Consider the following 13,605-nt stretch of genomic DNA (forward strand, 5'->3'; position numbering starts at 1 on the left):
CTCCGTCATGAGATACCTGGTCACCCACGCCACGACGTACTCCTACGACGACGAGGTCACCGACAGCCTCGGCGTCGCCCACCTCCTGCCGCGGGTGCTGCCGTCGCAGACCGTCGCGTCGGCGGAGGTGGAGGTGCTGCCCGCGCCGGTGGACCTGTCCTACGACACCGACTGCTACGGCAACAGCGCGACCTACTTCCAAGTGACCGAGGCCCACCGTGAGCTGGTCGTCTGCGGCCGCTCCGAGGTCGAGGTCTCGATGCCGTCGTACGACGAGGCGGCGCTGGCGAGACCGTGGGAGCGGGCCCGGCCGATGCTCGACCCGACCTTGCCGGACGCCTGGCGAGCCACCGACTTCGTGCTGCCGTCCTCGGCCGTCGAGCAGACCGCCGAGGCCCACGCGTACGGCGCGGAGTCGCTGCTGCCGGGGCGACCGATCGGCGAGGCCGTCACCGACCTGATGCACCGCATCCACGCCGACTTCGAGTACGACGCGACCGCCACGACCGTCACCTCGACGGTGGCGGAGACGTTCCGCGAGCGGGCCGGGGTCTGCCAGGACTTCGCACACCTGACCATCGCCTGCCTGCGCTCGCACGGTCTCGCCGCGCGCTACGTCAGCGGCTACCTCGCGACCGAGCCGCCGCCGGGCCGCGAGCGGATCGTCGGAGCCGACGCGTCGCACGCGTGGGTGGCGGTGTGGCTGTCGGAGTCCGGCGAGTGGCTCGCGCTCGACCCGACGAACGACCAGTGGGTCAACGACCGCTACGTGACGGTCGCGTGGGGTCGCGACTACGGCGACGTCCCACCGGTCAAGGGCGTGATCTTCACCGAGGCGACGACGTCCACGCTCGACGTGTCGGTCGACGTCGCGCCGGTCTGAGCGGCCGAGCTAGAGCTTGGTCATCTTCCGGTACGGGCTGGAGACCCGCACGGTCTGGTCGCGGAAGTCGACCGACACTGCGTCCGCCTCGATCCCCACGACACGACCGACTCCGTAGGAGTCGTGCGACACCAGGTCGCCGGTCTCGAAGTTCTCGATCGGGAGTTCGACCTTGGGCTTGAAAGGGCTGCTGGCGAGGTGTCGGCCTCGGGGCCCGGATGAAGTGCTCACGGTCCTCTGAGTATGCGCCTCCGAAGCGACTCGTGGGTAACTGACCCGGGAATCCGTCCTTGCAGGTTCCTGCAAGCCCTCCCTGACGAGCGGGACGCGGGTGGCGTGGAACGTACGCCGACTGGGAACGTCTGTCCCGTGAAGGCCTACCGCTGTCGCGTCTGCGACAACCCGCTCTACTTCGAGAACTCCGTCTGCGTCTCCTGCGGCACGGCGCTCGGGTTCTCCCGCGACGAGCGGTCCATCGTGCCGGTCGACGAGACCGGGCGGTACGTCGGCCCGTCCGGCGCGATCTGGTGGGTCTGTGCCAACCTCAACCTCTCGGGCTGCACCTGGCTGGCGCCGCTGCAGGGTGGCACCTGCTTCGCCTGCGACCTCACTCGTACCCGTCCGGCGGACGACGACCTCGAGGGGCTGGAGCAGTTCCGGCTAGCGGAGCAGGCCAAGCGGCACCTCGTCGTCGAGCTCGACACCCTCGGCTTCCCGGTGGTCGGCAAGAGCGCCGATCCCGAGAACGGCCTGGCCTTCGACCTCCTCAGCACCACCGACCGCTCTGTCGAGTCGAACGTCGTCATCGGGCACGAGAACGGCCTGATCACCATCGACCTCGCCGAGAGCGACGACGCCTACCGGGAGAAGGTGCGGGCGCAGCTCGCCGAGCCCTACCGCACGATGCTCGGCCACTTCCGGCACGAGGTCGGCCACTACTACGAGTGGCAGCTGGTGCGGGGCGACGAGCGGATGGTGCGCTGCCGGGAGCTCTTCGGGGACGAGTCGAAGGACTACCAGGCCGAGATCCAGCGGCACTACGACGAGGGAGCGCCTGTCGATTGGGAGGAGCATTACATCTCGACGTACGCCACCATGCACCCGTTCGAGGACTTCGCCGAGACCTGGGCCCACTACCTGCACATCTGCGACACGATCGAGACCGCCGGTGAGTACGGCCTCACGGCGGTCGCGCCGGTCACCGCGTTCAGCAGCTTCGCCGACGTCGTGCGCGGGATCTGGATCCCGCTGTCGATCGCGCTCAACATGGTCAACCGGAGCATGGGCAAGGACGACCTCTACCCGTTCGTGATCCCGCCGCCGGTGCTCGACAAGCTCGACTTCGTGGCCTCGCTGCGGTCGGCCGATGGCGGTACCTCCGGCCCGTAGTCCGGTACCTGAGGGCGAGGTCCGACGGTCCCTTTCGGAGCAGGCTGGAGGACATGAGCACGGACCACGCCCTTCCGCCCACGCCGACCGCGACCCCGTCCTCGGCGTACGCCGGCCCGGCCACGCCCGCCGTGCTCACGGTGGCGGTCGCGGCGGGCGTCGTGCTCGGGGTGGTCGACCTGTGGTGGTCGACCTACCACCCGTCGGCCTGGTCGTCGGTCGCCAACTCCTGCGCGGGCTGGGCTGCCTGCGCGTTCGTCCTGGGAGCGGCCCTGCGGGTCGACGCCCTGCGCGCCGCGGTCGCGGCGGTCGTCATGCTCGCTGTGGCCGTGGAGGCCTACTACGCGGCGGAGGTCGTGCTCCAGTTCAGCGACCGCACCGTCCTGACCTCCCCGGTCGCCATGGAGTGGCTGGTCCTCGCGGGCGTCGCCGGAGCGGTCTTCGGTCCGGCCGGCGCGTGGGCGTCCGGACGTTCGCCTGTCCTTGCGGCCGCTGGCCTGGCCGTCGGGGTCGCGCTGCTGCTCGGGGACGCCTGGCAGCTTGCGCACGGCTCCTACGGTGCCGTCGGTGGCGAGCCGCGGGTGCTGGTCCTGCTCGCGCTCGCGATGCTGGCCGCGTCCCTGCGGCGGCCCGTCGTCACCATTGCCGCGTTCGTGCTCAGCCTCCCGCTCAGCCTGGTCGTGGCTGCGGCGTTCACCGCGGGCGGTGTGTACATGTAGCTCGCAGCCCGCGGGACGTCATACGAATCGTGGCCCCTGGCCCTCGATTCGGATGACGTCCCGCGCCGCGGTCGGTTGAAGGTTCCCCAACTTTGGGCTTGTCAGGACGGTCGACAAGATCACCAAGTTGGGCGATGTCCTGACGGTTACGGACGGGTTGGGTGAGGTCGTCGATACCACCCAGAGGACCGTCCTGGGGATCGCGTCCTCTTCTGACGTTGGAGGAGCGACGATGAAATCGAACCGGAAGCTGATAGGTCTGACGACTGCGGCGGTGCTCGCGGTCGGCGGCGTGTCGGCGTCGTCCAGCGACGCTCGCATCGGCCACAGTCACGCCGATAACGCCAGCGGCGCCGCCGTCAGAGCGTGGAACGAGATCGCGGTGAACACGCTCATCGGCCTCCCCGGCCCTGCCGGTGGCGCCCCGCCGGCCGCACAGGTCCATGTGGCGATGGTTCAGGGAGCGGTCTTCGACGCGGTCAACTCGATCGGGCGCAAGCACTACCGGTCCTACCTGCTGAAGCAGCGCTTCCCCGCCCAGGCCTCCACAGACGCCGCGGTCGCCGCGGCCGCCTACGGGGTGCTCCGCGACATCGTGTCAACGGTGCCGAACCTCGCTGAGGCCAACCGGACGACCGCGCTCGCGACGCTCGCCACGCAGTACGCGGGCGCGTTGGCCGCAATCCCAGACGGTTGGACCGAGACGAAGGGCGTGGCAGCCGGGGAGGCCGCTGCGGCTGCCATGATCGCGGCGCGCGCGGACGACGGACGGTTCGGACCATCGCAGTGGGTGCCCGACACCGCTCCGGGGCACTGGTGGCCGCAGACCGACCCGGCCACCGGACAACCCATCCTCGACCCGACCCCGTGGGTGGGCGCGGTGGACCCGTTCACCCTGAAGTCCCCTTCGCAGTTCCGAACCCGTGGCCCACTCAGGCTCTCCAGCAGCAGGTGGGCGAGGGAGCTCAACGAGGTGAAGGCCATCGGCGCGGTGAACAGCACCACCCGGACAGCGACGCAGACCTATATCGCCCGTTGGTGGCAGAGCACGCCGGCCAAGAGCTGGAACGAGGTTGGCCGCCAGCTCGCGATGCGTCACGGCCTGAATGCCCTCGACACTGCCCGCCTACTCGCACTGCAGAACCTGAGTGGCGCTGACGCGTCGATCAACTGCTGGAACGACAAGTACCACTGGGACTTCTGGCGTCCGTGGAACGCGATCCAACGCGCCGCGGAGGACGGCAACCCGGCCACGAGCCCGGACGCCGCCTGGCTGCCGCTGATCGCGGCGCCGTACCCCGAGCACCCATCGGGCCACCTCTGCCTCGACGGCGCACACACTCGCATCCTGCGGATGTTCTTCGGCGACACGATCCCTGGTGGCTACTCGATCACGAGCCTGTCGACCCTCCTCGGACCCGCGGATGCTCGGACCCGCTCCTTCGGCAGCCTCTCGCAGGCGGTCGACGAGATCGTCGAAGCACGCATCTGGGCCGGCCTGCACTTCCGCACCGCCGATCTGCAGGGCAAGGCGCTCGGTCTGAACGTCGCAAGGTATGTGGCTTCGCACTACCTCCAACCCGTCCACCACCACCATCACCACTAGATGGCTGAGCGCGGGTGGACCGTCACCCGCAAGAAGATCCCGGGGGAGACCAACGGCTACACCACCACCGACGGCACCAAGGAGATCGTCGTCGACGAGGACCTGGCCCGCGCCCAGGCCGCCAAGACGATGCTTCACGAGGCCGAGTCCGTGGCCTAGGTGCTCGCCGGGCTCGTTGGACTCGACACCAGCGCCTACAGCGTTGGCTACGTGACCGGTTGGACGCAAGGTGGGGCCGGCGGCTTGTACACGGGCCGGTCTGGCTTCGGGCGGAGCGGATCGGCTTGGGGGCGCCTCCCACGCGACTAGCTAGGTGACAGCAGCATCCGCGCCACGCTCAAGCGCGCCCGGCAGCCCGGTTGGTCGTTGAGCGTTCACCTACGCTGGGCGGATGAGCAGCGCGGGCGAGTTCAAGCGGGACGCCAGCTACATCTCCGACCGGATCACCCGGGACGGGCGTCGCCCCGAGCACGGCCCGGTCGACGGGGAGCTGTGGCCGGTCGCGCCCGGCCGCTACCGGCTGGTCGCCGCGAAGGCCTGCCCCTGGGCGACCCGGGCGATCATCGTGCGCCAGCTGCTCGGTCTCGAGGACGTGATCTCCCTCGGCACCCCCGGCCCGGTCCACGACGAGCGCAGCTGGACCTTCGAGCTCGACCCCGGTGGCGTCGACCCGGTGCTCGGCATCGAGCGGATCCAGCAGGCCTACTTCAAGCGCTTCCCGGACTACCCGCGCGGCATCACCGTGCCGGCGATCGTGGACGTGCCGTCGGGTGGCGTCGTGACCAACGACTTCCCCTGGATCACGCACGACTTCTTCTTCGAGTGGCGCGACCACCACCGCGCCGACGCCCCCGACCTGTGGCCGGCCGACCTCCGCGAGGAGATGGAGGAGGTCATGCAGCGCGTCTACACCGAGGTCAACAACGGGGTCTACCGCTGTGGCTTCGCCAGCTCGCAGGAGGCGTACGACGCGGCGTACGACCGGCTCTGGACGGCGCTGGACTGGCTCGAGGACCGGCTCGCGACCCGGCGCTACCTGATGGGCGACGCGCTCACCGAGGCCGACGTACGACTGTGGACCACGCTGGCCCGCTTCGACGCCGTCTACCACGGCCACTTCAAGTGCAACCGGCAGAAGCTCACCGAGATGCCGCACCTCTGGAGCTACGCGCGTGAGCTCTACGCGGTTCCGGCGTTCGGCGACAACACCGACTTCGAGCAGATCAAGACGCACTACTACGTCGTGCACCAGACGGTGAACCCCACGCAGATCGTGCCCAAGGGCCCCGATCCCACTGTCTGGCTGGAGCCGCACGGTCGTGGGTGACAGTCCCTAGGCTGGCGGCATGGGACACGGGCACGATCACGGCCACGCCGCAGGCCGGGCGGAGGACCGCTCGCGCCTGCGCTGGGTCCTGGGCGTCACGGTCGTCGTCCTGGCCTTCGAGGTCGTCGGTGCCTTCCTCACCGGCTCCCTCGCCCTCCTCGCCGATGCCGGGCACATGGCCACCGATGCGGCCGCCGTGGTGCTCGCGCTCGGGGCGTCGTACGTCGCCTCGAGGCCGGCCGGGCCGCGCTCGACCTTCGGCCTGCACCGTGCCGAGATCCTCGCCGCGATGCTCAACGCCGTGGTGCTGCTGGTGGTGTGCGGCTACCTCGCGTACGCCGGGATCTCGCGGCTGGCTGACCCGACCTCGGTCGACGCCGGGCCGATGATCGCCTTCGCAGCCGTCGGCCTGGTCGCCAACGGTGTCTCCCTCGTGATCCTGAACCGCTCGGAGACCGGGTCGCTCAACCTGCGCGGCGCGGCCAACGAGGTGCTCGCCGACCTGGTCGGCTCGATCCTGGCCGTGCTCGCCGGTGTCGTGATCCTCCTCTGGGGCTGGGACCGCGCAGACTCGATCGCCTCGCTGCTGATCGCCGTGCTGATCCTGCCTCGATCGCTGATCCTGCTGCGGGAGTCGGCCTCGATCCTGCTCGAGAACGCGCCGGCCGGCATGGACCTCGAGGACGTGCGCCGGCACCTGATGGAGATGCCCGGCGTCGTCGACGTCCACGACCTGCACGCCTGGACGATCACCAGCGGGATGCCGAGCCTCTCGGCACACGTGACCGTCACCCAGGAGGTCCTCGACGAGCACGGCGTCGGCGGCGTCCTGGACCGGCTGGCCGACTGCACGGCCGAGCACTTCGACGTACGCCACTCGACCTTCCAGGTCGAGCCGGTCAGCCACCAGGACCACGAAGATCTCGGCGAGGTCCACTAGTCAGTCGGGCCACCCGAGACGGGACCGAGAAGTGAGCCGGCCGATTCCCCCGATCATCGGCCGACTCAGCCCACACACAGCAGACACCAAGGCCGCCGCGTTGTCGCGGCCGTTGCAGGTTCCTGCAGAACGGGTCAGGAGCCGTGGCTCCACATCTGGACGCGGACCCCTGCGGCGAAGCGGGACTTGACCCCCAGCGCGGCCAGGATGGCAGCGACCTCGGAGCGGACGGTCCGGACGCTGACGCCGAGCGAGGCCGCGATCGCGTCGTCGCCCAGGTCGGACGCCATCAGGGCCACGACCTGCCGCTGCCGCTTGGTGAGGAGGCCCAGGTCGGAGATGCCAGCGTCCTCGACCGGGATCGCGGAGGCGACGATCGCGTCCCAGTAGCGCCAGGCGGCGTCCAGGCAGGCGCCGGAGTGCACCGTCATCAGGCTCATCGAACCGTCGACGACCGGCCCGTCCAGGAGCACGAAGCGACGGTCGATGATCTTCATCTGCACCGGCGCCCGGCCGAAGAGGTAGTCGCCGACGGGCTCGTTGGCGAGCAGGAGGCGTGCGTCCGTGTCGAGGCCGTAGTAGTCGAAGACGCTCACCATCCGCGCCCCGGACGCGACGAACGCCCGGTTGTAGGGGAGGCCCGCGCGCAGCTGGGTGGTGGTTGCTGCCGGGCGGACCGAGAGCACCTCGCGCCAGGTGTCCGCCTGCGTGTGCAGCCAGTCGTGGGTGGCCGCGGTCCCGACGGCGACGATCTCACCGCCGGTCAGCTCGCCGCGTGCCCCCTGGGCCGCTGCTTCGCTCCGGCGTACCTGCAACGCGGCCGCGGCGTCCAGGACCGCTTGCACGGCCACGCCGCTGAGGCGGGTCGACGGCCCGTTGCCCACGCCCACGGGGAGGTCGACGGGACGGTCGGTCATCGTCCGACCTCCAGCCGAGCGAGACGGGTCGCCGCCGCGAAGCGGGACTTCACGCCCAGCGCCGCCAGGAGCCGACGGCGACGACCTCGCCGCCGGTCAGCTCGCCGCGAGTCGCCTGCGCCGCTGCCTCGCTCCGGCGTACCTGAAGCGCGGCCGCGGCGTCCAGGACGGCCTGGACCGAGTCCATGCTCATCCTGGTCATCGGTCCGAGCCCGACCCCGGTCGGAAAGTCCCGCCGATCCACCTGTGCCTCCGTCTGCCCGCGCGTCGCCAACGGTCAAGTGTTGGCGGGCCCGCCGTCGTCCGCAACTCCGTCTCGCCGCCGACGGGTGCCGACGCGACACGTAGCCTCGGTGACGTGAGAGCCGCGCCCGACCTGACCATCGCCTTGGACGACCGGTTCGCCCGCACGGTTCCGGAGCTGGCGGTGCCCTGGCAGGCCGAGCCGGCGCCGGAGCCGAGCCTCCTGGCGCTGAACGAGCCGCTGGCCGCCGAGCTCGGCCTCGATCCCGCCGCGCTCCGCAGCGCCGACGGGCTCGGCCTGCTCACCGGGACGGTCGTGCCGCCCGGGGCGCACCCGGTCGCGCAGGCGTACGCCGGCCACCAGTTCGGCGGGTTCAACCCGAGGCTCGGCGACGGCCGGGCGCTGCTGCTCGGCGAGCTCGTCGACCGCGCCGGGCAGGTGCGCGACCTGCATCTCAAGGGCTCCGGCCGCACCCCCTTCGCCCGTGGCGGCGACGGCCTCGCGGCCGTCGGCCCGATGCTGCGGGAGTACGTCGTCAGCGAGGCCATGCACGCCCTCGGCATCCCGACCACCCGCGCGCTCGCCGTCGTGGCGACCGGACGCGGCGTACGCCGGGAGACCGTCCTGCCCGGCGCCGTCCTCGCCCGGGTCGCGAGCAGCCACCTGCGGGTCGGCAGCTTCCAGTTCGCGGCGGCACAGGGCAACGTGGGGCTCATCCGAAGGCTCGCCGACCTCGCGATCGACCGGCACCACCCGGAGGCCGCGACGGCGGACTCGCCGTACCTCGCGCTCTTCGATGCGGTGGTCGCCGCCCAGGCGCGGCTCGTCGCGCAGTGGATGCTCGTCGGCTTCGTCCACGGGGTGATGAACACCGACAACGTCACGATCTCCGGCGAGACGATCGACTACGGCCCCTGCGCCTTCATGGAGGCCTTCGACCCCGCGACCGTCTACAGCTCGATCGACGAGGGCGGGCGCTACGCCTACGGCAACCAGCCGGGCATCACCCAGTGGAACCTCGCGCGTCTCGCTGAGTCGCTCCTGCCCCTGATCAGCGAGGACCAGGACCGGGCCGTGGAGCTGGCCACGGCCTCGCTCACCTCCTTCAGCCAGCTGTACGGCGCCGCCTGGCTGGACGGGATGCGGGGCAAGCTCGGGCTGCCTGCCGGGCTCGACGACGAGGTCGTGGCCCCGCTGGTCAACGACCTGCTGGTCCTGATGCAGGCCGGCCGGGTCGACCTGACGACGTTCTTCCGGGCGCTGGGCCACGCCGCCCGCGGCGATGCCGAGCCCGCCCGCGGCCTGGTCCTGGACCTCGCCGCCTTCGACGCCTGGGCCGAGCGGTGGCTCGCGACCGGCCCGGACGCCGACGCGATGGAGCGGGTCAACCCGGTCTACATCCCACGCAACCACCTGGTCGAGGCCGCGCTGACCGCGGCGACCGGCGGCGACCTCGCTCCGCTCCAGCAGCTGCTGGTCGCCGTGCGTGCGCCGTACGACGAACGGGCCGGTCTCGAGGCCTACGCCGCCCCTGCGCCGGCTGACTTCGGGGCGGCTTACCAGACCTTCTGCGGGACCTGAGGCCTCAGGTGCCGGAAGAAGGGTCGGCGAGCAACGGCACGATCTGCTCCAGGGCGTAGGAGATGCTCAGCACGGTGTCCAGCTGACCGCCGCATACCTGTCGGCAACCGGACGCGATGGCTCTGCAGTGACCTTCTGGCACGCTCTCGGGCCGTGGAAGATCGCCATCACCTGTGAAGGGGTGGTGCGACGTGCCCTCGACGAGCCACTCAACGCCGCCCCGCCCTGCTGCCGCCGTGGTGATGGGGCGGGTCGACGACCTAGGCGGGACCGGATTGGCGACGCCGACGATGCGGCAGATAGGTTGATTGGGCACGATTGTGTTCCGGGTCACAGGGCGCACCACCCCCGCGTCCCGACGACCCGGGACCGATATGACCTCGGCAAGCGGAGACCCCGCCGACGCCGGTGACCTCGAAGGAGTGCACGTGACCCAGCAGTCAGGCTTCGGCCCGGATCTCGCGGAGGTCTTCGGACCCTCCCAGCAGGACGGCGGCCCCGAGCTCGTCCAGCTCCTCACTCCCGAGGGTGAGCGGATCCACCACCCCGAGTTCGACCTCGACTTCTCCGCCGACCAGGTCCGCGGCTTCTACCGCGACATGGTGCTCACCCGTCGGATCGACGTCGAGGCGACCGCGCTCCAGCGGCACGGCGAGCTCGGCATCTGGGCGCAGCTGCTCGGCCAGGAGGCCGCGCAGATCGGCGCCGGCCGCGCGCTGCGACCGCAGGACTACGTCTTCCCGACCTACCGCGAGCACGGTGTCGCGTGGTGCAGGGGCGTCGACCCGCTCGACCTCCTCGGCCTCTTCCGCGGCGTCGACCAGGGTCGATGGGACCCGGCCGAGAACAACTTCGGGCTCTACACGATCGTGATCGGCGCCCAGACCCTGCACGCGACCGGCTACGCGATGGGCATGCAGCGCGACGGCGTCGTCGGCACCGGCGACCCCGACCGCGACGCGGCCGTGATCGCGCACTTCGGTGACGGCGCCTCCTCGCAGGGCGACGTCAACGAGGCCTTCATCTTCGCCGCGTCCTACAACGCCCCCGTCGTCTTCTTCTGCCAGAACAACCAGTGGGCGATCTCGGAGCCGATCGAGCGTCAGACGCGAATCCCGCTCTACCAAAGGGCTTTGGGCTTCGGCTTCCCCGGCGTACGCGTCGACGGCAACGACGTCCTCGCGACGTACGCCGTCACGCAGGCGGCTCTCCAGCGGGCCCGCGACGGCCAGGGGCCGACGTTCGTGGAGGCCTACACCTACCGGATGGGCGCGCACACCACGACCGACGACCCGACCCGCTACCGGCTCTCCGACGACCTCGAGCGCTGGAAGCTCAAGGACCCGATCGCCCGGGTCGAGGTCTATCTCCGGCGCAATGGGCTGGCCGATGACGACTTCATCGCCGCCGTGCAGCAGGAGGCCGACGACCTCGGCGCCCGGCTGCGCGAGGGCTGCAAGGCGCTGCCCGACCCGTCGCCGCTGTCGATCTTCGACCACGTCTACACCGAGATGACCGAGGAGCTCGAGCAGCAACGAGCCGGCTTCGAGGCCTACCTCGAGTCGTTCGAGGGGGCACGTTCATGACGGAGAAGATCACGCTCGCCAAGGGCCTCAACATGGGCCTGCGCAAGGCCATGGAGGACGACTCGAAGGTCCTGCTCATGGGGGAGGACGTCGGCAAGCTCGGCGGCGTCTTCCGGATCACCGACGGCCTGCAGAAGGACTTCGGCGAGGACCGGGTCATCGACTCGCCGCTGGCCGAATCCGGCATCGTCGGCACCGCGGTCGGCCTCGCGTTGCGCGGCTACCGGCCCGTCGTCGAGATCCAGTTCGACGGGTTCGTCTACCCGGCGTACGACCAGATCGTCTGCCAGGTCGCGAAGATGACCTTCCGCAGCCAGGGCAAGTCCAAGATGCCGATGGTCATCCGGATCCCGTTCGGCGGCGGCATCGGCGCGGTCGAGCACCACAGCGAGTCGCCGGAGGCGCAGTTCGCGCACACGCCCGGCCTCAAGGTGGTCGCCTGCTCCAACCCGGTCGACGGCTACTGGATGATCCAGCAGGCCATCGCGTGCGACGACCCGGTGATCTTCCTCGAGCCCAAGCGGCAGTACCACGCCGACAAGGCCGAGCTCGACGACACCGCGACGCCCGAGCCGCTCTTCACCTCGCGCGTCGTACGCCGCGGCACCGACGTGACCGTGCTCGCCTACGGGCCGACGGTGAAGACCGCGATGAAGGTCGCCGAGGCGGCCGCCGATGAGGGCAAGTCGATCGAGGTCATCGACCTGCGCACGCTGTCGCCCCTCGACATGGGTCCGGTCTTCGAGTCCGTACGCCGCACCGGCCGCGCGGTCATCGCCCACGAGGCGCACGTCAATCTCGGCATGGGCGCGGAGGTCTCCGCGCGGATCACCGAGGAGTGCTTCTACTCGCTCGAGGCCCCGGTGCTGCGGGTCGGCGCGTTCGACACGCCCTATCCGCCGTCGCGGATCGAGGAGGACTACCTCCCCGACCTGGACCGGGTGCTCGATGCCGTCGATCGATCCTTGGGGTTCTGATGGGTGAGTTCAAGCTGCCCGACGTGGGCGAGGGTCTGACCGAGGCCGAGATCGTCAGCTGGAAGGTCAAGGTCGGCGACGTCGTCGCGATCAACGACATCATCGTCGAGATCGAGACCGCCAAGTCGATCGTCGAGCTGCCGTCGCCGTACGCCGGTGCCGTGAGCGCGCTGATGGTGGCCGAGGGTGAGATGGTCGCCGTCGGTACGCCGATCATCGCGATCGGGGACGACGCGCCGGCCGAGATCGACCTCTCCAACCCGGCCGCCTCCGGTGGCGGCGAGGGTGAGTCGTTGGTCGGCCGCAACAAGGCCGACCGCGGCCCGGTCCGGCGGGCGCGCAAGGTGTCGTCGGGTGCCGTGGCCGCGCACATGCAGGCCCAGGCGGCCTTCGAGTCCGGCGCGGCGCCGATGGTGGAGGCCGTCGAGGAGCCCGAGTCCGTGCCCGCTGTCGCGGCCGCTCCCGAGCCGGCATCGCCCGCCGCCGTACGCGCCCTGGCGAAGCCGCCGGTGCGCAAGCTGGCCAAGGACCTCGGGGTCGACATCAGCACGCTGACGCCGACCGGTCGCAACGGCACGGTGTGCCGGGAGGACGTGGAGGCCGCGGCCGCTGGGTCCACGGAGGTTCCGAGGCTCGGCGCTAGCGCGCCTCGCACCTCGGCGACCGTGGAGCGGGAGACCCGCGAGCCGATCAAGGGCGTCCGCAAGATGATGGGCCAGGCGATGGTGAGCTCGGCGTTCACCATCCCGCACGTCACCGAGTGGGTGACCGTCGACGTGACCCGCACGATGGAGTTCGTCGAGCGGCTGAAGGGTCGTCGCGAGTTCCGGGACGTCAAGGTCTCGCCGCTGCTGGTGCTGTCGCGCGCCGTGATGCTCGCGATGCGTCGTACGCCGGAGATCAACTCGCTCTGGGACGAGGCGGCCGGCGAGGTCGTCTTCAAGGGCTACGTCAACCTCGGCATCGCCGCGGCCACCCCTCGCGGGCTGGTCGTGCCCAACGTCAAGGACGCCCAGGACCTCTCGCTGCTCGAGCTGGCCTCGGCGCTCAACGCGCTGACCGCGACCGCGCGCGAGGGCAAGACGCAGCCGGCCGAGATGAGCGGCGGGACGTTCACGATCACCAACGTCGGCCCGTTCGGCGTCGACGGTGGCACCCCGATCATCAACCCGGGCGAGTCCGCGATCCTGTGCTTCGGCGCCGTCAAGAAGGCGCCGTGGGTGGTGGACGACCAGATCGTGGTGCGGCAGGTCTGCACCCTGTCGCTCTCCTTCGACCACCGGCACATCGACGGCGAGAAGGGCTCGCGCTTCCTCGCCGACGTGGCCGGGGTGCTCGAGGACCCGGCGAGCGCGCTGCTGTTCTGAGGCGGGCGGGTTTCCCCGGCCGCCCGGGGAAACCCGCCGACACGCCGTTGCAGCAACGGCGTGTCGGCA

The 13,605-nt window shown here is 70.6% G+C and carries 15 protein-coding genes; 11 read left to right on the forward strand and 4 right to left on the reverse strand.

The window, feature by feature from the left end:
* The first annotated feature begins 7 nt into the window (after window positions 1–7).
* The gene (locus tag ABEA33_RS19270) at window positions 8–883 is read left to right on the forward strand and encodes a transglutaminase family protein (protein WP_345528554.1); all 876 of its coding nucleotides are present in this window, start codon (window positions 8–10) and stop codon (window positions 881–883) included.
* A 9-nt stretch (window positions 884–892) separates the two neighbouring features.
* On the opposite strand, the gene ABEA33_RS19275 is transcribed toward ABEA33_RS19270, so the two are convergent.
* Window positions 893–1,114 (reverse strand): CarD family transcriptional regulator, encoded by a 222-nt coding sequence (locus ABEA33_RS19275; protein WP_345528555.1) that lies wholly within the window; start codon window positions 1,112–1,114, stop codon window positions 893–895.
* Between the two features lie 138 nt (window positions 1,115–1,252).
* Between ABEA33_RS19275 and ABEA33_RS19280 the strand changes: the two genes are divergently transcribed.
* From ABEA33_RS19280 to ABEA33_RS19305, 6 genes are all read left to right on the forward strand, one after another.
* Complete coding sequence (locus ABEA33_RS19280) at window positions 1,253–2,272, forward strand: zinc-binding metallopeptidase family protein (protein WP_345528556.1); 1,020 nt, start codon at window positions 1,253–1,255, stop codon at window positions 2,270–2,272.
* A gap of 53 nt (window positions 2,273–2,325) precedes the next feature.
* Window positions 2,326–2,991, forward strand: coding sequence for a DUF6518 family protein (locus ABEA33_RS19285; protein WP_345528557.1), 666 nt, complete (start codon window positions 2,326–2,328; stop codon window positions 2,989–2,991).
* Between the two features lie 232 nt (window positions 2,992–3,223).
* The gene (locus ABEA33_RS19290) at window positions 3,224–4,597 is read left to right on the forward strand and encodes a vanadium-dependent haloperoxidase (protein ID WP_345528558.1); all 1,374 of its coding nucleotides are present in this window, start codon (window positions 3,224–3,226) and stop codon (window positions 4,595–4,597) included.
* Window positions 4,598–4,756: a hypothetical protein gene (locus tag ABEA33_RS19295; RefSeq protein ID WP_345528559.1), complete on the forward strand. Its 159-nt coding sequence runs from the start codon at window positions 4,598–4,600 to the stop codon at window positions 4,754–4,756. It abuts the gene before it with no gap.
* Window positions 4,757–4,988: 232 nt separating this feature from the next.
* Window positions 4,989–5,924 (forward strand): glutathione S-transferase family protein, encoded by a 936-nt coding sequence (locus tag ABEA33_RS19300; protein WP_345528560.1) that lies wholly within the window; start codon window positions 4,989–4,991, stop codon window positions 5,922–5,924.
* A 19-nt stretch (window positions 5,925–5,943) separates the two neighbouring features.
* Window positions 5,944–6,864, forward strand: a complete 921-nt coding sequence (locus ABEA33_RS19305) for a cation diffusion facilitator family transporter (RefSeq protein ID WP_345528561.1) — start codon at window positions 5,944–5,946, stop codon at window positions 6,862–6,864.
* 134 nt (window positions 6,865–6,998) lie between these two features.
* Here ABEA33_RS19305 and ABEA33_RS19310 read toward each other — a convergent pair whose 3' ends face one another.
* Both ABEA33_RS19310 and ABEA33_RS19315 read right to left on the reverse strand, forming a co-directional pair.
* On the reverse strand, window positions 6,999–7,781 hold the full coding sequence (locus tag ABEA33_RS19310; protein WP_345528562.1) for a helix-turn-helix transcriptional regulator: 783 nt from the start codon (window positions 7,779–7,781) through the stop codon (window positions 6,999–7,001).
* A 49-nt stretch (window positions 7,782–7,830) separates the two neighbouring features.
* Window positions 7,831–7,968: a hypothetical protein gene (locus tag ABEA33_RS19315; protein WP_345528563.1), complete on the reverse strand. Its 138-nt coding sequence runs from the start codon at window positions 7,966–7,968 to the stop codon at window positions 7,831–7,833.
* A 171-nt stretch (window positions 7,969–8,139) separates the two neighbouring features.
* On the opposite strand from ABEA33_RS19315, the gene ABEA33_RS19320 reads away from it, so the two are divergent.
* Window positions 8,140–9,606 (forward strand): protein adenylyltransferase SelO, encoded by a 1,467-nt coding sequence (locus ABEA33_RS19320; protein ID WP_345528564.1) that lies wholly within the window; start codon window positions 8,140–8,142, stop codon window positions 9,604–9,606.
* A 4-nt stretch (window positions 9,607–9,610) separates the two neighbouring features.
* Here ABEA33_RS19320 and ABEA33_RS19325 read toward each other — a convergent pair whose 3' ends face one another.
* On the reverse strand, window positions 9,611–9,940 hold the full coding sequence (locus ABEA33_RS19325; RefSeq protein ID WP_345528565.1) for a hypothetical protein: 330 nt from the start codon (window positions 9,938–9,940) through the stop codon (window positions 9,611–9,613).
* 94 nt (window positions 9,941–10,034) lie between these two features.
* Here ABEA33_RS19325 and pdhA point away from each other — a divergent pair, with 94 nt between their 5' ends.
* From pdhA to ABEA33_RS19340, 3 genes are read left to right on the forward strand one after another with little or no spacing between them, the layout of a single operon-like run.
* Window positions 10,035–11,192 (forward strand): pyruvate dehydrogenase (acetyl-transferring) E1 component subunit alpha, encoded by a 1,158-nt coding sequence (pdhA, locus tag ABEA33_RS19330; RefSeq protein ID WP_425577448.1) that lies wholly within the window; start codon window positions 10,035–10,037, stop codon window positions 11,190–11,192.
* Complete coding sequence (locus ABEA33_RS19335; protein ID WP_345528567.1) at window positions 11,189–12,169, forward strand: alpha-ketoacid dehydrogenase subunit beta; 981 nt, start codon at window positions 11,189–11,191, stop codon at window positions 12,167–12,169. The genes pdhA and ABEA33_RS19335 overlap by 4 nt, the downstream gene beginning before the upstream one ends.
* Complete coding sequence (locus ABEA33_RS19340) at window positions 12,169–13,536, forward strand: dihydrolipoamide acetyltransferase family protein (RefSeq protein WP_345528568.1); 1,368 nt, start codon at window positions 12,169–12,171, stop codon at window positions 13,534–13,536. The genes ABEA33_RS19335 and ABEA33_RS19340 overlap by 1 nt, the downstream gene beginning before the upstream one ends.
* Window positions 13,537–13,605: the final 69 nt, after the last annotated feature.

The organism is Nocardioides endophyticus (assembly GCF_039543845.1).
GTDB lineage: Bacteria > Actinomycetota > Actinomycetes > Propionibacteriales > Nocardioidaceae > Nocardioides > Nocardioides endophyticus.